Raw genomic sequence first — 18,011 nt, 5'->3', positions numbered from 1 at the left:
TTCATCCTTGTAGCTCTTGGTAGTTGGACGTGACTTTGCGGAACGCTTCGATGTAGCTGTCAACGAGCGGCAGGTCTTCCTCGCGGTGCCAGACCGGCAGCTTGAGCGTGTGATGGTGGACGGCCTCGGCCACCGGGAAGTCTCCTGGAGCGTAGGCCAGCTTGCTTCCGTAAGCCGGCATCAGCGGTGCTGGGTCTTGGAACAGCGGGAGCAGGTTCAGCGGGCAGGTTGAGCCGGGGCGGTCGACCTCGCGGCATCCTTCGGCGTGCAAGGCTTCGTAGAAGCGCTCGATGGAGAGGCCGTCGAGTTCGTCTGGGCAGTAGCGGAGTATCAGGCCGTACCAGGAAGAGCGAACGTCGAGCGGCAGCTGCGGCACGGCGATGCCCGGAAGTTCGCTGAGCTGCTCGCACAGGTAGTTGGCGACGTTTGCCCGACCTTCGAGGTACGTGTCTAGGTCGCGGAGCTGGTCAAGTGCGATGCGGGCAGCGAGCGCGTGAATGCGGTGCTTGAGTCCCATGCCGGTGACGGCGTAGCGGTAGAACTCGTGATCCTCCGGCAGTTCGTTGCGGCAGCGCTTGTTGTACTGGCCGTGAAGCAGGATGCGGTAGTAGGTCTCGTCATCATCGGTGAGGACGAAGCCACCTTCCCCTGCCGAGAGGGGCTTGGGACCGTTCATGCTGAAGGCCGCGGCTTGGCCGAAGGTGCCGACCTTCTGTCCGTCGATACTGGCACCGTGGGCGTGCGAACCATCCTCCAGCAGCATCAGGCCGCGTTCCTCGGCGATGGCCTTCAAACTCGCCATGTCGGCCGGAAGTCCCCACATGTGGGTCACCACGACGGCCTTGGTTCGCGGCGTGATGCACTGGGTGATCTGCTTCGGGTCGAGATTGCCGGTCTCATCGCAGTCGGCCAGGACCGGCACGGCGCCGAGGTGAAGCAGCGGCGTTACGGTGGCGAAGAAGGTGTAGGCCGGCACGATGACCTGATCGCCTGGCCCGATGCCGCGGGCCGCGTACATGGAGTACAGCGCCGCTGTTCCCGAGCTGGTGAGCACCGCGCGGGAGACGCCGTGGTACTCGCACAGTTCGTCTTCCAGTCGCTCGATGACGCCGGAGCGGTCGTAGATCGAAACGCCTTGGTCGAGCTGTTGCAGCAGCGCGGCCTTGGTGCGCTCGGTGATCGGTGGCCAGGTGAAGTGTGATCCGTCCTGCTCGACGGCGGCAGTGCCGCAGAGGAGTGCCAGTTGGGAACTCAATTCATCTCCTTCGGGTTGATGTAGCTGTGGGTCTTGGCCGACTCGTAGCAGGCCGCGATGAAGCTCATGTGTGCCAAGTTCTCCTGCGGGCTGCTTACGTTGGGGCGAAGTCCCTCGATGACGCGGCAGAAGTAGTCGATCTGGCTGGCGGCGGCCGAGGGCCATGCCTGCTCGCGGGAAAGCGACTCGATGACCTCCCCGCCGTTGGTCAGGCGGCGGAGACGACCACGCTCCAGATGTACGACGCCTTTGCTGCCGACCAGTCGAATCTGCTCGGTCTTCGGCCCGATGAACCGCGAGAGCAGCAGCGAGCCGTACAGCCCGCTGTCGTAGCCGAAGTGGATGAGCGCAGTGTCTTCGGCGTCGTAGCTGCGATCGGGGCGAGCGGACACCGACAGGTCGCACAGGATGCGGTCGGGTAGGCCGAAGTACCAGAGGATCATGTCGACCAGGTGGTAACCCATGTCGATGATGCAGCCGCCGCCGGCCATCGCGGTCTGACCGCGCCAGCCGTCCGAGGGGTCCTCGACGTGCAACGTGTACTGGCCGTCGACTACGAACGGCGTGCCGATCTGGTCGGCCAGCTGCATGAAGCTGGTGTAGATCGGGTTGAAGCGGCGCTGGAGAGTGACCATTAGCTGGACGCCGGTCTCGTCGCAGCGCTGGGCCAGCTCGCGCGCTTCGCTCATGCTGGTGGCGAAGGGCTTCTCTTTGAGCACGTGGACTCGTGCCTCGGTCGCCGTCTCGATGACCGCTCGGCCGACGTGGTGCGGCACGGTGACGATCACCAGGTCGAGCTGTTCCTGCCGGAACATCTCTCGGAAGTCGGTGTAACCGGGAACCTTGAGCTGGTACTGGTACTCGTGTATCAGCTCGGCGCTCTCATCGCAGATGGCGACCAGTTCGGCGCCGTCCGAGCCGCGCAGTCCAGGGATGTGGTCTTCCATCGCCTGCTTGCCGAGGCCGACGACGCCGGCCCGGAGTTTGTTGCGGCGCTGACCATTGGAACCGTCGAGTCGAATCAGCGACGTGCTGGTGAGAAGTTGCTCGATCATGTCAGGGGCTACCTGTCTGGTCGCGTCGAGCAAGGATGTGGTCGACAATTTGCTCTGCTCCTTCGGCGATGGGCTGGTTGGTGTTGTCGAGCACCAAGAAGCGATCGGGCTCCTTGGCGATGAGCTGGTGGGCGATGCGGTCCCGTGCCTCGAAGACCTCGATGTCGTCGGGACTGACCCGGTTGGCACGGTCTTCGCTCAGGTGGCGCTGGCGGCTTTGGATGCGCTCGATGCGAACCGACAGTGGAGCATCCACATAGACGGTGAGGTCGGGAACGTGCCGAAGCTGACTGCATAGGTTCGCCAGCCAGGCAACAGCTTGAGCCTCGCTCGAAACTGAGTCGGCGCTGACCAACGCGGGAGCGAGGGCGTAGACCACGGTGTCAAGGTGACGATCCTTGAGAACCACATGACCGTGACCGCGAGCTGGCCCAATAGTCCGATCGTCCTGGTAATACAGGTCAGCCACGATGTCCAGCGCCCTGGTGATCGGAGTCGCGGCCTCGCCCGGCATAGGCCGGAGAAACTTGTCTTGAGAGAGGGCTTCAAGCAGTCGCTGACCGTGCGGGCTGTCGGAGAACTCCTCGATCTTCACAGCTGGAACGTCCTGCTGTTGGAGCAGTTCAAGTGTCGCGTCGAGCAGCGAAGTCTTGCCCGCACCGTCTTGGCCCTCGAAGGAAACGAGCATCACTTGTGCCCTCCGAAGTCATCGAGAGCATGTAGACCATCGAGGAGACGTTTGAGCACGTCGGGGTCACTCATGACCTCAATGGGCTCCACTGGGCCGTCGTAGCGCCGGCGACACGGGAGCTGTTGCGGCAGCGGGAAGGTGGCATCCTCGATCGAGGCTGGTTCAAGTGCAAGTTCGCACCAGACGACCTTGCCGCTTGCTGCTGGGTAGTAGTTCCAGCGACGGGCTAGCTGGGCCACGAGTGCCAGGCACTCCTGCTCCTGCCGCTCTGGCTGAGTGGGAAGTCCGGGTGGGTGAGGGTCGCTGTCCCAAACCTCGATGACCAAGCCGTTCTCAAACAGCGCCAGGCGAAGCCCGATGAACTGCAAGCGCTGCTTAGAAAGCGTCTGCTCTGAAGCAAGTTCCGTTCGCTTGCGAGACTCAGTTGCGTGGCTAACCAGCTCAGCTGCCAGACGTTCAGCATTCTCGAGATGGTTGCTGGGGAGGTGCCAGCGCCGGAAGACGAACTCCACGAACATGCGCGCACAGCTCGCGGTGGTCGGCGCGGCCACTAGCCTCAGTTGGTCTACGGCGATGAGTCGACGCCGTTCCTGGCTGGTCACAGCAGATACCGGTCTCTCGGCAAGTGCAGTGGTCATGACGGCTCCTCGGGACTGGGATGCATCACAATGACCTCGGCGCCAGTCCTGTCTTCCAGCAGCTCCTTGATGGCCAGGCGCATTCCAGGCGAATGAGCGAAGTGGTGCAGCGCCGGCACGATGACGTGCTGCGACTCCTTGCGCTCGAGAGCGTCAACCAGCAACGAGAAGCCACTGGTCTGCTCGTCCGAACGGTCGGCGAATAGCGTGGAGAGCTTCATGCCCTGTCGCTCGGCGTATGCGTAGATGTCTCGCTCAAGCTGGCTAACCCGCTCGTCTGACGTGGAGGTCGGTACGCGGAGATAGCCGAGCGCTGTGGTCTGCATGGTCACCTCCGCAACTCGGTAGCGGACCGGGCCGGGCGTGGTTGGGGGCCGTCGCGCCGACCCGGCCCTATCGGGACGGAATCACCCGCGCTGCCAACGACTCGGATACGACAAACACCCTTGATGAGCGTCCTGGAGCATTCGCGCATGTCCGTTGCCTCCGTTGTCGCGGCAGTTGTGAGCGCCGTAACCTTTATGGAACCGGGGATAGTGACTTCGGACCAGAGCGTGAATGCCGCAATCCTGCTGCATCGCTGCTGCAACACCGCTTCTGACCAGTGCAAACGAAGCTGAGAACTTCTGGAGGTCGAGACATGGGCAGGCCGAGGAAGCACTTCGTCAAGCGCCGCAAGGCTATGGGCTTCAGCCAAGAGTCGTTTGCCGAGCGTGTAGGGGCTAATCGCTCAACGGTGTATCGCTGGGAGGCCGGTGAGTCTGAGCCGGTGCCATGGATTCGCTCGAAGGTGGCACGCGCCCTCCAAGTCTCCGCTGAACAGCTTGAAGAACTGCTGGCCGAAGCTGGTGAGCCCGAAGTACCTCCAGATGAACGACTGGCTTTCGCCCTGGAACACCCACGCAGCGTTGACCATCTGACCGTAGCGCGGATACGGGATCAGGTGCTCGAACTTGACCTTCGGTACGACAAGGAGCCGTCGACTGCACTGCTTGCCGACACCGGGCAGGCCCTCGGCCAAGTGTCATTCCTGCGCGCCCACGCATCGACCAATCGCATACGGCGCGAACTCTTCGCTGTCGAGGCCGAAGCTGGCATCCTGATGGGCCAGCTGGTCTGGGACGCTTCGCAGCGCCGCGACCACAACACGGCCCGCGGCTACTTCGGCCAGGCTGTCGAGGCAGCGCGACAGATTCATGACACCAGCACCGAGAGCCTGGGGCTACTTCGAACCAGCTTCGTCGCTCTCTACGGCGAGAAGAACCCGCAAGCCGGGCTGACGCTGGCGATGCAGACCGCCGAAACGGCCGAGCGCACCAGCATGGTTCTTGCTGGCCTCGGAACTCTGCACGCGGCTGAGGCATACGCCATGCTCGGCAAGCGTCGGGAGTGCGAGCAGGCCCTGAGCGATGCCGAAGGTTACTTCGAGCACATCGCCGATACTGACGCCGCGATAGACCTGTTCTCGCCCACTCAGCACGGCCGACTCGCCGGGTCGTGCTACCTCTTCCTCGATGATGCAAAGCAAGCGCAGCCGATTCTGGAGACGACCGCCCAGGAACTCCGTGATCGCTCAAAGTCGCAGGCCATAGCCCTGGGGAATCTGGCGCTGGCCCTGATCCGCCAGAGGAAACTCGATGAAGCGACGGGGGCGTTGCACAGTGCTATCGATGTGGTGGAACAAACCTGGGGTGGTGGCGGGTTGAACATCGTGTTCGGCGCCGGTCGCGAACTCAGGCCGTGGCGTCAGGTCGCCGAGGTACAGGATGTATACGACCGCCTGATGAACCTCATGGCCACAACCTAAAGGAGCAGCGTTGACCAGCACTGATGTTGACCGGGCCAAGAATGCGATCCGCGAACGGGTCTGGACGCTGCTCGAGAACGAGCGCGCCGTTCCACCAAGGGTTCATGGCAGGATTCCGGCTTTCTTCGGGGCCGAGATGGCAGCTGAACGGCTTGCGGGACTGGATGTGTGGCAGCAGGCGCGGGTGGTTAAGGCCGTGCCAGACAAGGCGCAAGAGCCAGCACGGGCGCGAGCTCTCGAACAGGGGAAGCTGCTTTACATGGCCGTTCCCAAGTTGGCCGAAGCGAAGCCGTTCTACCTACTTAACCCGTCCGAGCTGACCGTTCCGCCGAGCGAAGCAGCGTCGAATAAAGTTGCGGTGTCTGTCGGACGGTCGGTCGGCGCAGATGAGATGCGACCAGTGGACCTGATCGTGTGCGGGAGTGTGGCGGTCAACCGCGATGGAGTACGGCTTGGCAAGGGTGCGGGGTACTCGGACATCGAGGTGGCGCTGCTTCAGGAGGCTGGACTCATCTCGGAGAAGACGGTCATCGTGACGACCGTGCATTCCTTGCAGGTGGTTGATGAGGAGCTGCCCGAGACAGAACACGATTTCAGCGTGGACTTGATCGTTACCCCGAATGAGGTCATTCGGTGTGAACCAGCGCGCCGGCCTGTCGGGCTCCTTTGGGGAGAGCTAGACCCGGAGAAGATTGAGGCCATTCCAGTATTGGCCGAAAGATTCTAGCACCAACTTACCTGGCAGAGGATAGCACCGAACGACCCGATCAACCCGGAAAGAAGTCGAGCAGTGGCGAACAACAGCTTTCACTTTCCGCCAGTGCCTAATGGGATGGACCACCTACTCAGTGTTGTCAATCATCTGAGTGGGGAGCCGGAACCGCAGGATCTCAAGTATGCCGTGCTACACCTCCAGGCCGCCGCCGAAGTACTCCTTAAGGTACGCCTGATCGAAGAACATTGGTCCTTGGTCTTCAAGAACCCTGGCTCAGCACGCCGTGACAAGTTCGAGGCTTCTGACTTCGATAGCTGTGGTCCGAACGACGCTATTACACGCCTCCGAGAGATAGTTGGAAAAGAAGTTGGCGAGAAGTTCGAGCGAAACATCAACAAGGCGTTCTTCCAAAAGTTCCTGGTGGATGGTTCGAAGATCGTCGGGGGCGAGCTGAAAGAGCCCTTCGACGCCCTGACAGGCGCTATGGAGCGCGAGGCGGTCAAGGTCTACCTCCGAGAGGTCGGGCTCGTTCCAGACGGCACGAGGCCCAAGAAAGGGGCGCGAGGCCAGCGCACCCGCTCTCAGATAGCAGGAAGCCCTGTCCTCGTGACCGAGAACAGGGCTAACGCTGAGGATGTTTCCCTCACTGACCTGCTAGAGCTGACCTGGCCCTCGCGGGCCAGTGTCTCTAATAAGTCAGCGATGGTGGAGCTTAGGGGATTCGAACCCCTGACCTTCTCATTGCGAACGAGACGCGCTACCAACTGCGCCAAAGCCCCAAGCGCGCACTACTCTAGCACAGGCTCGGACCGGTGCCGCGGGGGCGCGGTGTGGCCCGGGTCTCGGCGTCAGATCCACGAGTCGAGCCACATGCGGGCCCGCCAATCGGAGTAGTCGAGCGGTTCGCCGGTGTATATCGGCCAGAAGTAGGCGAAGCACAGCACCACCACCGCGACGAAGGCGCCCGCTATGAGCCCGCCGGTCAGGCGGCGCTCGGGGCCGGCGGTCGCCGCCCCGCCGCGCCGGTGCCGGCCGATGATCGCCCCCAGGCACCAGGTGACCGCTCCGATGAAGAACGGCACCGCCGGGGCGGTGTAGAAGAAGAACATGGTCCGCTCGGGGTAGGCGAACCACGGCCCGATGCCGGCGGCGATGCCGCCCAGCAGGAACCAGGCGCGCCAGTCGCGCTTGTACAGCGCCCACGCCAGCAGCGCGAGCGTCGCCGGCACGAACGCCCACCACAGCAGCGGCGTGCCCAGCAGGAGGATCTCCGCTGCGCACCGGTCGGCCCCGCACGGGACGTCGGAGCTCCAGAAGAACACCACCGGGCGCAGGTTGAACAGCCACTCCAGCGGAGTCGACTGGTAGGAGTGCTCCGAGGACAAGCCGGCGTGGAAGTCGTAGACGCTCAAGTGGTACTGGAACCAGTTGACGAGCGGACCGATCACGGGCGGCTCGCTGTGGTCGTTCTCGGCCAGCCAGTGCCGGTAGGAGCCCTCGTCGTTGGCGAACCAGCCCGCCCACGTGGCCAGGTAGGCGCCGATGGCGAGCAGGCCGAACCACAGGTTCTGCCCGAACTCGTAGATCAGAGTGTCGCGCAGCGGCTTCCGCGCGCCCGCGTCGACCCGCAGCCGCCAGTCCCAGACGACGAACAGCACGATCGCCAGCAGGATGAACCACAGGGCGCTCCACTTGACCGACATGGCCAGGCCGAGCAGGACCGCGGTCGCGATCCGCCACCACGGCAGCCCGAGCCGCGGCCTCCGGCGGGCCGCGTCCATGCCCTCCTCCATGGCCGCCAGCCAGCGCTCCCGCCGCCAGTCCCGGTCGCGGACCAGGCAGTACATCGCTCCCAAAATGAGCGTGGCGAGGAAGATGTCGAGCAGCGACGTCCGGGACAGCACGAAGTGGCTGCCCTCGACCGCCAGCAGCAGTCCGGCGGTCCCGCCCAGGAGTGTGGAGCCGGTCAGGCGGCGCATGAGGCGGACCAGGAGCGCCACGCCGACCACGCCGGCGAGGACGGCGCTGATGCGCCAGCCGGTCTCGTCGAACCCGAGCGCGCCCTCGCCGGCGGCGATGAGCCACTTCCCGAACGGCGGGTGGGCGACGTAGGCGCCCGCGCCGCCGACGTGGTCCCATTCGACGCCGTGTTCGAGCAGGGACTTGGCGTCCTGCGCGTAGTAGACCTCGTCGAAGATCAGGCCCTTGGGGTGGTTCAGGCCGATCAGCCGCAGCACGGCGGCCAGCGCGGTGACCCCGATGGTCACCAGCGCGGCGCGGCGGCGGTCGTCGGGCAGGCTGGTCTGGAATCGGGCCTTGACGCGGGGCGAGGCCCCGGAGGGCAGGGCCGGCCGCCATTCGGCGGGCGGCGCTGCGGGCCGGACTGCGGTGGCGCTCACCGGTGTGAGTCTATGGGGTCAGTCCACCAGTGCGGTAGGGGGCGTGAACTCGCCTTCGCCGCGCAGCTCCCATTGGGCGGCGAGGATGTCGGCGGCGGCGTGCGCGGGTTTGCCGAGGTTCTGCCTGCCGACGTAATGCTCGGGGCTGTCGGGGTCGGCGACGAAGGCCGCGGCGGAGGCGTTCGGGGTGAAGCCGATGAACCAGTTGGTGGAGTTGCCGTCGGTGGTGCCGGTCTTGCCGGCGACCGGTCCGTCGACGGCGGCGCCGACCATCCCGGCGGTGCCGCCGGTGCAGTGGCCGGCGGCGGCGCCGTAGCCGGTGGGGCAGCGGGCGGCGTCGACGGCGGCGCGGGCGACTTCGGCGTCGACGGCCTGTTCGCAGTCGGTGCCGAATTCGATGGTGCTGCCGGTGCCGGTGACCGCGGTGGTGGCGGGGACGGGGGCGCAGTAGATCCCGTCGGCGGGGAGGGCGGCGTAGGCGGCGGCCATCTCCATCGGGGTGTTCTGGGTGACGCCGAGGGTGAACTGGCCGTAGTGCTCGGCCTTCTCGCCGCTGGTGTGGTCGAGGTCGAGCGCGCTGTGGAACTCCAGGCCGAGGCGCTTCGCCACGTCGATGGCGTGCTCGGAGCCGACGCGTTCGATGAGTTGGACGAAGTAGGTGTTGACCGAGTGGCCGAAGGCGGTCCACATGTTGTAGTTGCCGACCAGCGACGATGAGGCGTTCCGGGGGCACCAGTGGTTGCCGCAGGTGGCGGGCCCGGGGCTGGCGACGTATTGGCTGGTGTACTGGTAGGGCGAGTAGATGGTGGTGTTCAGCGGCATGCCGGCCTCGAGGGCGGCCAGCAGGGTGAACAGTTTGAACGACGATCCGGCCTGGTATCCGGGCGCGGCGGGGCTGCCGGTCAGGAGCGGGTTGGTGGTGTTGGGGTAGGTGCCCTTGCCGTATTCGGCGCCGGCGGTGTTGGGGCCGTTGTCGGAGATGTCGTTGGAGTATTCGCGGTTGACGGCCATGACCTGGACGGCCCCGGTGCCGGGTTCGACGACGACCGAGCCGAGGGCGAACTCGGAGCCGGTCTCGAGTTGGGCTTCGACGGCGGCTTCGGCGGTCTGCTGGAGGTCGGCGTCGAGGGTGGAGACGATCTCGTAGCCGCCGCGGTAGAGGCGGGCCTTGCGTTCGGCTTCGGACTCGCCGAACGATTCCTGCTGCTCCCACCAGCGTTCGAAGTAGTCGACGAAGAAGCCGTACTCGGAGTCGATGGCGCCGCCGGCGGTGTTGTTGGCGTTCTGCGGGTTCAGTCCGAGGTCGTCGGCGCGGGCGGCGCGGCCTTCGGCGGCGGTGAGGAAGCCGACGGCGCTCATGCGGTCGATGACGTGGTCGCGGCGGGTCTTGGCCGCTTCGGAGGAGCCGTCGATGGGGTCGTATTCGCTGGGCGACTTGACCAGGCCGATGAGCAGGGCGGCTTCGGCGACGGTGAGTTCGGCGGGGACCTTGCCGTAGTAGACCTGGGCGGCCGCGCCGATGCCGTAGGCGCCGTGGCCGAAGTACACCGTGTTCAGGTAGTTCGTGATGATGTCTTGTTTGGACATCTCTTCTTCGAGGGCGAGCGCGTAGCCCATCTCCTTGACTTTGCGTTCGACGGTGACCTCGCTGGCGGCGGCGACCTCCTCGGGCGTGGTGGCGGTGTAGGAGAGCACCTGCCGCACGTACTGCATGGTGATCGTGGAGGCACCTTCGGCCGCCTCCCCGGCGGAGAGGTTGGCGACCAGGGCACGCACGACGCCTTCGGGGTCGATGCCGTTGTGCTCGAAGAAGTTGGAGTCCTCGGTGGCGATCAGGGCCTGCACGACCGTTTCGGGGATCTGGTCGTATTCGAGTTCGACGCGGTACTGGTCGCCGAAGGTGGCGATGACGGTCTCGCCGTCGTCGGCGTAGAGGGTGGACGACTCGGGGGCCGGCGGCAGCACGAGGTCGCCGGGCAGCTCGAGGACCGATTCCGAACCGGCCTTGGCGGCGCCGCCGAAGGCGCTGGCGAGCGGCAGGAACGCCAGGGCGACCACCAGGCCGAGCGCGACGGCGGTCGGCCCCAGTGCGGCCATGGCGCGCCGCTGCGCGTCGGTGATGGGTCCGAACCAGGTCTGCGCCACCGGTTTCGAAGATGCACTCACGCTGTCTCCCGAAGGCCCTGCATGCGGGGAATGACGGTCATTTCCTTGGGGCGCGGCCCGCCGGAGCGGACCGGTCGCCGAGTCGTCTCGGGCTCGGCACCGGGGGCGGGCCTCACTCTACGACGGCGGCGCGGTCCGGTGCGGCCGCGTCCGCCGTCCGGTGGGGGCGGTTACACGGCGCGGTTCACCAGGCGAAGGCGAGCGCAGCGGCGAGGACCGCGCCGGTGGCGGTCCAGCACAGGCCGATCGCGGCCCCGCGCCGCTCGTAGAGCCGGGTGGCGCCGCTGGCGGCGACGAGCGCGAAACCGCAGGCCAGGTACAGCGCCATGGGGCCGGCCCAGCGCAGGATGAGGCCGGCCCGGTCGCCGACGTAGGCGCTGTGGGCGTCGGGGCCGGTGGCGCGGGCCTCCCGCTCGGTCCCGACGTCGGCGGCGCTGACCTCGCCGGTGAGGTGCAGTTCCTTGGTCCAGTCGCCGGTGTCGAACTCGCCGGTGCAGCCGGGCGCGAAGCCGCCGCCGCACTCGGTGACGGTGACGGTGCCGCTGTGGCCGTGCCCCATGGACATCCACAGGGCCGGGGCGGCCACCCAGGCGAAGAACATGAGCAGGCAGGCACACACCAGGGTGCCCAGCAGGGCCGGCAGCAGGCGGGCCGGCCGCCGGCGCGGCCCCGGTCCGGGACGGGGGCGGCTGCGTTCGGGCCGTCCGGCGCGCTCCCACACCGCGCGGATCGCCTCCATGCCCTCGACCTGGGAGCCGATGGGGCTGCGCTGGGAGGCTACGCGGGGAGCGGGGTCGGTCTCGGCCGCGCGGTGTGTTCTGGACATAGGGGTATTGCATCACCGAAAGCGCCCCGGGAGGCGGAATCGGGGAAGACTCGCCGTGTCGGTGGACGCCTCCGGTGCGCCTCACCGGGAATACGCCCGTGCCGTCCCGAATGCCGGGCCGCTAGCATTGGGGCCATGACACACGTACTGACCGCGCTGGCCTGGCCTTACGCCAACGGCCCGCGCCACATCGGACATGTAGCCGGTTTCGGGGTGCCCGCCGACGTCTTCGCCCGGTACATGCGCATGCGCGGTCACGACGTGCTGATGATCTCGGGCACCGACGAGCACGGGACTCCGATCCTGGTGCAGGCCGACGCCGAGGGCCTGCCGCCCGGCGAGGCCGCCGCGAAGTACAACCGGGTCATCGTCGAGGACCTGCACGCGCTGGGCCTGTCGTACGACCTGTTCACCCGCACCACGACCGGGAACCACTACCGGACCGTCCAGCAACTGTTCGAGACGCTGTACGACAACGGCTACATCCTGCAGCGGAAGACGCCCGGGGCGATCAGCCCGTCCACGGGGCGGACGCTGCCGGACCGGTACATCGAGGGCACCTGCCCGCACTGCGGGTTCGAGTCGGCCCGCGGCGACCAGTGCGACGACTGCGGCAGGCAGCTCGACCCGACCGACCTGATCGACCCGGTCTCGCGGATCAACGGCGAGACGCCGAGGTTCGTCGAGGAGGACCACTTCTTCCTGGACCTGCCGGCGTTCGCCGAGGCGCTGAGCGCCTGGCTGGACACCCGCACCGGGTGGCGCACCAACGTGGTCAAGTTCTCCAAGAACCTCCTCGAGGACATCCAGCCGCGCGCGATATCGCGGGACCTGGACTGGGGTGTGCCGATCCCGCTCGAGGGCTGGCGGGAGCGGCCCGACAAGCGCCTCTACGTGTGGTTCGACGCCGTCATCGGCTACCTGAGCGCCTCGATCGAGTGGGCGCGGCGGCTGGGCGAGCCCGAGAAGTGGCGCCGGTGGTGGTCGGACCCGGAGGCGGTCTCCTACTACTTCATGGGCAAGGACAACATCGTCTTCCACTCCGAGATCTGGCCGGCGATGCTGCTGGGCAACAACGGCTCCGGTGCCGCCGGGGGCGAGCCGGGCGCGCTGGGCCGCCTGGAGCTGCCGACCGAGGTCGTCTCGAGCGAGTTCCTGACCATGGAGGGCCGGCAGTTCTCCTCGTCGCGGCGCGTGGTGATCTACGTGCGGGACTTCCTGGAGCGGTACTCGCCGGACGCGCTGCGCTACTACATCTGCGCGGCCGGCCCGGAGAACCAGGACTCGGACTTCACCTGGGCGGAGTTCCTGCGGCGCAACAACGACGAGCTGGTGGCCGGGTGGGGGAACCTGGTCAACCGGTCGATCACGATGGCCGCGAAGAACTTCGGGGCCATCCCCGAGGCCGGCGAGTTGGAGCGGGTCGACCGGGAGCTGCTGGAGACGGCGCGGGCGGCGTTCGACGCCGTCGGCGACCTGATCGGGTCGAACCGGATCCGCGCGGCCACGGCCGAGGCGATGCGGACGGTGGCGGCGGCCAACAAGTACCTGGCCGACACCGCGCCGTGGAAACTCAAGGACGACCCGAAGCGGCAGGGCACGGTCCTGCACACGGTCCTGCAGGCGGTCAGCGACCTGAAGACGATCCTGAGCCCGTTCCTGCCGCATTCGGCGCAGCGGGTGCACGAGCTGCTCGGCGGCGAGGGCGTGTTCGCGCCGATGCCGCGCATCGAGCAGGTCGACGACCTCGACTCCGGCGGGGCGACCGAAGGGTCCTACCCGATCCTGACCGGCGACTACTCCGGCGCGCCGCCGTGGGAGTCGGTGCCGGTCGCGGCCGGTACGCCGCTGGAGAAGCCGACGCCGATGTTCGCCAAGCTCGACCCGTCGATCGTCGACGAGGAGCTCGCCCGCCTCGAGCAGTAGGCGCCTAAGCGTGGGCGAGTTCGCCGCGCGGGACCCATTTCTCGTAGACGCCGCGTCGCACCGGTTCGGCCGCGGTGCGCGACAGCGCATCGGGGCCGGGCCGGGCGAGCCGGAACAGGCCCCAATCCTCGTCGGCGTCCACCAGCGAACCCGGCACGCCCTTCCACACCACGCGGGCCGGCTCGCGCAGCACCCGCCGCACCGGCACGGGCCGGCCCGGCTCGACCCCGGGCAGGTCGAGGCGGTGGTCGGCGTCCACCGGCGTCCACTGCCTCCCGTTGTAGACGTACAGCACCGACTCCGAGCCGTCGCCGGTGCAGGCGACGAGCTCGGCGCCCTCGGGCAGCGGCAGGTCGGTCAGGTCGGCGGTGACGTGCTCCGGCAGCAGGTGCGCCGCCGACAGCGCGAACCCGGTGCCCAGCACCGGCGTCCCGCGCCGCTCCGACGACGGTATCGCCGTCAGCCCCTCGTAGTCGGGCGAGACCGGCGCGTCGAAATCACCCGGGGCGGCCGCGTCCCAGCGCAGCGCCAGCACCGCGCGCTCGCCCGGCTCGGTCTCCCCGCCCAGGACGCTGCGCGCGGCGGGCGTGCGCAGGTGCGCGACGTCGCGGCGCCGGTAGCAGAATCCGCCCGGGACGGCGGCGGTCTCCAGCAGCCGCGCCGCCTGCCCGCCGGTCACCGGCCGCTCCATCCGCTCGCCCTCGCCGACCGGCGAGGACCGCCGCACCCGGTCCAGCAGCGCCCGCGCGGCCGGGTCGAGGTGCGGGCTCTGGGTCAGGCGGCGCACGTACTCCAGATCCAGGCCCACCGCGAGCGGCACCGTCGGCGCCCGGTCGTCGGCGACGCCGACCGGCACCCCGTCGCGCAGCACCTCCCCGGCGGGCACGAACCACCGGTGCGGATAGTCGGTGCCCGGCCTCGGATTCGGCACGAAGTCCGGGCGCGGCAGCGCCGACAGCAGCTCCCAGGCGGCGCCGTCGGCGTACGGTAGCCCCGGGTACTTCTCCCCCCGCCATTCGACGGTGACCGGTGCCTCCTGCCGGGGTCGCGGTTCGGGGCGGCGCTGCCGGAGTGCCGCGGCTCGGTTCCGGCGGGACGCGAGGTCACGTGTCATGGGCGGCTCGATTCGACGCGGTGAGGGACGGCGGTCACGGCGGGGTGCGGTGCCTCCACCGCCGGTAGGCGGCTGACGGCCGAATCTAGGCCCGGGCTGTCAGATGCGGATATCGCGCACGTGAAGTTGGTGTTACGGCAGCCGGATCCTTATCGTGGAGGCGTGCACAGATCCGAACCGGCCCCGCTGCCCGAACCGCTCCCGGCCCCCGTCTGCGACAGCCACACCCACCTCGACATCGTCGCCGGCCGCGACCCCGAGGACGGGGCGGGCGCCCCCGAACCCGGCGAGGCGGCCGTCCGCGAACTGATCGACCGGGCCGAGGCGTCCGGCGTCGGCACCATGGTGCAGGTCGGCACCGACCTCGAATCGTCCCGCTGGGCGAGCGACCTGGCCGCGGCCGACCACCGGGTGCTGGCGGCGGTGGCGCTGCACCCCAACGAGGCGCCGCTGACGGCGGACCTGGACGCGGCGCTGGCGGCGATCGACGAGCTGGCGGCACTGCCTCGGGTCGCCGCGGTCGGCGAAACCGGGCTGGACTACTACCGCACCGGCGAGACCGGCCGCGCGGCGCAGGCCGAGTCCTTCCGCGGCCACGTCGAGATCGCCAAGCGCCGCGGCAAGGCCCTGGTCATCCACGACCGCGACGCCCACGACGACGTCCTGTCGGTCCTGGACGAGGAAGGGGCGCCGGAGCGGGTGGTGATGCACTGCTTCTCCGGGGACGCCGCGTTCGCGGCCGAGTGCGCCCGGCGCGGCTACTTCATGAGCTTCGCCGGCAACGTCACGTTCAAGAACGCCGCGATGCTGCGCGGGGCCGCCGCGGCCGCCCCGGCCGAGGCGGTGCTGGTCGAGACCGACGCCCCGTTCATGGCGCCGGTGCCGGTCCGCGGCCACCGCAACCACCCGGCCCTGACCGCCTACACCGCCCGATTCCTGGCCGAGCACCTCGACCGGGACCTGGAGAAGTGGTGCCTCCAACTGGCCGAGAACTCCCGGCGGGCCTTCGGCGACTGGTAACGCCACCTCCAGCGCCGTCTCCGCGGTCGCGGCGCGCCCCTCGGCGTCGGTGAGCGTGAACGTGAAGACGTAGCGGCCGGCTTCGGGAACGCTGATCTCGCCGCCGAGGATGCCCCCGCGCAGCTCGATCAGCCGCAGCGGTTCGGCCGGCTCGCCCTCCAGGCCCCACTCGGCCTCCCATTCGGCGATCTCGAGCGGCTCCCCGTCGGAGTCGGACACGAGGATCCGCACCGAGTTCGGTCCCGGCCGGCCCGGTTCGAGGATCAACTGCCCCGAATACAGGTCGGTGGTGACCAGCGCGGCGGTCTCGGCCTGCTCGGCGGTTCCGGCGCCCTCCAGCAGCGCGGTCTTCGCCGGGACGGCCTGCACCAGCACCACCACCGCCGCCAGCACCGCCGCGGCCAGCGCGAGTTCGACGCCTACCAGCCGCCGCAGGGCCTTCGTGCCGTCGCCGCCGTCGCGCAGCAGGGCCTTCCGGGTGAGCAGGCCGACGGCGACGATCGCGGTCAGCAGGAGCGCCTTGAGCGCGACCAGGCGGCCGTAACGGGTGTCGGTGAGCGCCGCGATCGAGTCGATGTGCAGCAGGGCGGTGGCGGTTCCGGCGACGACGACGGTGCCGAGCAGCCACGGCACGAGCGCGACCCAGAAGCGGCGGGTCGCGGCCGGGGTGCAGGCGCCGCGTTTGATCGCGATCGCCAGGAGCGCGGCGATGCCGCCGGCCCAGGTGAGGGCGGCGGCGAGGTGGAGGCCGTCGGCGGCGAAGGCGACCGGCACCGGGTCGGTGGCCATCGGGTGGCCTGCCAGGGGCCAGGTGGCGACCATGGCCAGTCCCACGGCGGTGAGCCCGGCGAGGTGGCCGCGGCCGGGTTCGGCGGCGGTGATGAGGCCGCGCAGCGGCGGCAGGGCCAGCAGCACCAGCAGCAGGCGTAGCAGCGCGGCGAGGCCGACCGGTGATTCCATGACCGTCTGGAGGGCGGGTGCGTCGAGCGCGGTCAGCGGCACGCCGGATTCGTAGGCGGCCTGGAGGGGGATGCCGAGCACGGCGGTGGCGGCGACGGCGGACAGTCCGGCGGCGATGAGGCGGGCGGTGTAGGCGCGGGGGCGGGCTCCGGCGGCCAGGAGCACCCCGGCGCCGAGGGCGAGGGCGAGCCCGGCGTAGCCGAGGAAGCGTCCGGTGTAGAGCAGTGCCTGGACGAGGCCGTCGGTGTCGCCGATGAGGGTGTCGGCGCCGGGCGCTTCGGTGCGCTGTCCGACCGAGAAGGTGAAGGTGCCGGCGACGGGGTGGCCGTCGTCGGAGACGACGCGGTAGCCGACGAGGTAGGTGCCCCGCTGGTCGGCGTCGATCTCGATGACCAGGACCGAGGGGCTGTCGCCTCTGGAGACGTCGCTGTCGACTCGGTCACCATTGGGAGCGGCGACCCCGGTGGCCGCGTCCACTGGTGTGACCGGTTCGTTGAACTCGACGACGACTTCGCTCGGCGGCGAGTCGACGACTTCGTCCGAGGCGGGCGCGGTCCCCGTGGCGAGGGCGTGCGCCGCGGCCGGGGAGGCCCAGAGCGCGACGGCGGTCGCCACTGCGATTGACAACCAGGCGAGGCGGGTGGAGAGGTGGCGGAGCACGCCGCCGAGCGTACCGAAGCCCCCTCAGTTCACAGAGAGGCGTTTGAAGGATATGGGCAAGTCCGAGCGCGGGCGGGCCGCCGAGGCCTGGCGCAGGCAGCAGGCGGCCGAGGCCCGGCGGAGGAAGACGGTCTTCGGGGTGGCGATCGGCGCCGCGGTGCTCCTCATCGGGGGCCTGCTGGCGGTGGGCATCTGGTTGAACCGGGAGCCCGAGCGCGAGATCAACGAGCCGTCGGCGGCCACGACCGGGGACTACGCGGTCCGGGTCGGCGACGGCCCGGTCGTGGTCGACCTGTACGTCGACTACCTGTGCCCGGCGTGCAAGCAGTTCGAGGCGACCTATGCCGAGGACCTCCAGGGGTGGGTCGACGACGGGTCGGTGACGGTGAACTACCACCCGATCGCGATCCTGGACCGGCTCAGCGAGGGCACGGAGTACTCGACCCGGGCGGCTTCGGCGGCGGTGTGCGCGGCCGACGTCGGAGAGCAGGAGTTCCTCGATTTCACCGTCGCCATGTACGAGGGCCAGCCGGCGGAGAACACGCCGGGCCTGTCCGATGAGGAGATCAAGGCCGTCGGCTCCGGGGTGGGCCTGGGCGCGGACTGGGAGGCGTGCGTGGACGAGGAGTCCTACGCCGGCTGGGTCGGCGAGGGCACCGAGCACGCCACGTCGGATCAGGGCGTGCAGGGCACGCCGACCGCGAGGGTCGATGGCGAGGACGTCGAGCTCGCCGCCTTCGCCGACGAGGTCGAGGCCGCGATCGCGGCCGAGTCCTGAC

14 protein-coding genes, 1 tRNA gene and 1 pseudogene are annotated in these 18,011 nt (G+C 68.5%); 5 read left to right on the top strand and 11 right to left on the bottom strand.

All coding sequences use genetic code 11. From position 1 onward, the window contains the following. Position 1 precedes the first annotated feature (1 nt). From CUT39_RS15460 to CUT39_RS15440, 5 genes are read right to left on the bottom strand one after another with little or no spacing between them, the layout of a single operon-like run. A complete protein-coding gene (locus tag CUT39_RS15460; protein ID WP_100448108.1) occupies positions 2-1,255 on the bottom strand; it encodes a DegT/DnrJ/EryC1/StrS family aminotransferase in 1,254 nt (417 codons plus the stop codon). After that, a complete protein-coding gene (locus tag CUT39_RS15455; protein WP_100448106.1) occupies positions 1,252-2,310 on the bottom strand; it encodes a Gfo/Idh/MocA family protein in 1,059 nt (352 codons plus the stop codon). The genes CUT39_RS15460 and CUT39_RS15455 overlap by 4 nt, the downstream gene beginning before the upstream one ends. Position 2,311: 1 nt before the next feature. Then, positions 2,312-2,998: a dTMP kinase gene (locus CUT39_RS15450; RefSeq protein WP_232805779.1), complete on the bottom strand. Its 687-nt coding sequence runs from the start codon at positions 2,996-2,998 to the stop codon at positions 2,312-2,314. Continuing rightward, positions 2,998-3,639, bottom strand: coding sequence for an ATP-binding protein (locus CUT39_RS20435; RefSeq protein ID WP_157930717.1), 642 nt, complete (start codon positions 3,637-3,639; stop codon positions 2,998-3,000). The genes CUT39_RS15450 and CUT39_RS20435 overlap by 1 nt, the downstream gene beginning before the upstream one ends. Continuing rightward, positions 3,636-3,965 carry a recombinase family protein gene (locus CUT39_RS15440; protein WP_198587168.1) on the bottom strand — a complete coding sequence of 110 codons (330 nt, stop codon included), beginning with the start codon at positions 3,963-3,965 and terminating at the stop codon, positions 3,636-3,638. The genes CUT39_RS20435 and CUT39_RS15440 overlap by 4 nt, the downstream gene beginning before the upstream one ends. Before the next feature lie 314 nt (positions 3,966-4,279). Between CUT39_RS15440 and CUT39_RS15435 the strand changes: the two genes are divergently transcribed. After that, on the top strand, positions 4,280-5,446 hold the full coding sequence (locus tag CUT39_RS15435) for a helix-turn-helix transcriptional regulator (RefSeq protein WP_100448098.1): 1,167 nt from the start codon (positions 4,280-4,282) through the stop codon (positions 5,444-5,446). A 10-nt stretch (positions 5,447-5,456) separates the two neighbouring features. Then, positions 5,457-6,173, top strand: coding sequence for a 5-formyltetrahydrofolate cyclo-ligase (locus CUT39_RS15430; protein WP_100448096.1), 717 nt, complete (start codon positions 5,457-5,459; stop codon positions 6,171-6,173). 691 nt (positions 6,174-6,864) lie between these two features. On the opposite strand, the gene CUT39_RS15425 is transcribed toward CUT39_RS15430, so the two are convergent. The 4 genes from CUT39_RS15425 to CUT39_RS15410 all read right to left on the bottom strand — a co-directional run bounded on the left by CUT39_RS15425 (position 6,865) and on the right by CUT39_RS15410 (position 11,552). Continuing rightward, positions 6,865-6,940, bottom strand: a tRNA-Ala gene (locus CUT39_RS15425). Between the two features lie 69 nt (positions 6,941-7,009). Beyond that, complete coding sequence (locus CUT39_RS15420; protein ID WP_100448094.1) at positions 7,010-8,560, bottom strand: dolichyl-phosphate-mannose--protein mannosyltransferase; 1,551 nt, start codon at positions 8,558-8,560, stop codon at positions 7,010-7,012. Between the two features lie 18 nt (positions 8,561-8,578). Beyond that, positions 8,579-10,726 (bottom strand): transglycosylase domain-containing protein, encoded by a 2,148-nt coding sequence (locus CUT39_RS15415; RefSeq protein ID WP_157930716.1) that lies wholly within the window; start codon positions 10,724-10,726, stop codon positions 8,579-8,581. A 184-nt stretch (positions 10,727-10,910) separates the two neighbouring features. Continuing rightward, positions 10,911-11,552, bottom strand: coding sequence for a hypothetical protein (locus tag CUT39_RS15410; RefSeq protein WP_157930715.1), 642 nt, complete (start codon positions 11,550-11,552; stop codon positions 10,911-10,913). A 135-nt stretch (positions 11,553-11,687) separates the two neighbouring features. On the opposite strand from CUT39_RS15410, the gene metG reads away from it, so the two are divergent. Continuing rightward, complete coding sequence (metG, locus tag CUT39_RS15405) at positions 11,688-13,478, top strand: methionine--tRNA ligase (RefSeq protein ID WP_198587167.1); 1,791 nt, start codon at positions 11,688-11,690, stop codon at positions 13,476-13,478. Between the two features lie 4 nt (positions 13,479-13,482). Here metG and CUT39_RS15400 read toward each other — a convergent pair whose 3' ends face one another. Then, on the bottom strand, positions 13,483-14,592 hold the full coding sequence (locus tag CUT39_RS15400) for a hypothetical protein (protein ID WP_100448088.1): 1,110 nt from the start codon (positions 14,590-14,592) through the stop codon (positions 13,483-13,485). Positions 14,593-14,703: 111 nt separating this feature from the next. On the opposite strand from CUT39_RS15400, the gene CUT39_RS21300 reads away from it, so the two are divergent. Next, positions 14,704-15,612, top strand: coding sequence for a TatD family hydrolase (locus tag CUT39_RS21300; RefSeq protein WP_408611161.1), 909 nt, complete (start codon positions 14,704-14,706; stop codon positions 15,610-15,612). 381 nt (positions 15,613-15,993) lie between these two features. Here CUT39_RS21300 and CUT39_RS21525 read toward each other — a convergent pair. After that, positions 15,994-17,187: pseudogene (locus tag CUT39_RS21525) on the bottom strand (copper resistance CopC/CopD family protein); the annotation flags it as partial. Positions 17,188-17,284: 97 nt separating this feature from the next. Here CUT39_RS21525 and CUT39_RS15390 point away from each other — a divergent pair. Further along, positions 17,285-18,010 (top strand): DsbA family protein, encoded by a 726-nt coding sequence (locus CUT39_RS15390; RefSeq protein WP_100448084.1) that lies wholly within the window; start codon positions 17,285-17,287, stop codon positions 18,008-18,010. Position 18,011: the final 1 nt, after the last annotated feature.

This window comes from Glycomyces xiaoerkulensis, assembly GCF_002798405.1.
Lineage (GTDB): Bacteria > Actinomycetota > Actinomycetes > Mycobacteriales > Micromonosporaceae > Glycomyces > Glycomyces xiaoerkulensis.
The sequence above is the reverse complement of the archived record's forward strand: the minus strand, read 5'-3'. Positions and strand labels throughout refer to the sequence as shown.

Bases quoted from the DNA above. Each gene is read 5' to 3' on its own strand.
- CUT39_RS15440 (WP_198587168.1), bottom strand. From the start codon at position 3,965: ATGCAGACCACAGCGCTCGGCTATCTCCGCGTACCGACCTCCACGTCA.
- CUT39_RS15400 (WP_100448088.1), bottom strand. From the start codon at position 14,592: ATGACACGTGACCTCGCGTCCCGCCGGAACCGAGCCGCGGCACTCCGG.
- CUT39_RS15455 (WP_100448106.1), bottom strand. From the start codon at position 2,310: ATGATCGAGCAACTTCTCACCAGCACGTCGCTGATTCGACTCGACGGT.
- CUT39_RS20435 (WP_157930717.1), bottom strand. From the start codon at position 3,639: ATGACCACTGCACTTGCCGAGAGACCGGTATCTGCTGTGACCAGCCAG.
- CUT39_RS15450 (WP_232805779.1), bottom strand. From the start codon at position 2,998: ATGCTCGTTTCCTTCGAGGGCCAAGACGGTGCGGGCAAGACTTCGCTG.
- CUT39_RS15410 (WP_157930715.1), bottom strand. From the start codon at position 11,552: ATGTCCAGAACACACCGCGCGGCCGAGACCGACCCCGCTCCCCGCGTA.
- CUT39_RS15390 (WP_100448084.1), top strand. From the start codon at position 17,285: ATGGGCAAGTCCGAGCGCGGGCGGGCCGCCGAGGCCTGGCGCAGGCAG.
- CUT39_RS15435 (WP_100448098.1), top strand. From the start codon at position 4,280: ATGGGCAGGCCGAGGAAGCACTTCGTCAAGCGCCGCAAGGCTATGGGC.
- metG (WP_198587167.1), top strand. From the start codon at position 11,688: ATGACACACGTACTGACCGCGCTGGCCTGGCCTTACGCCAACGGCCCG.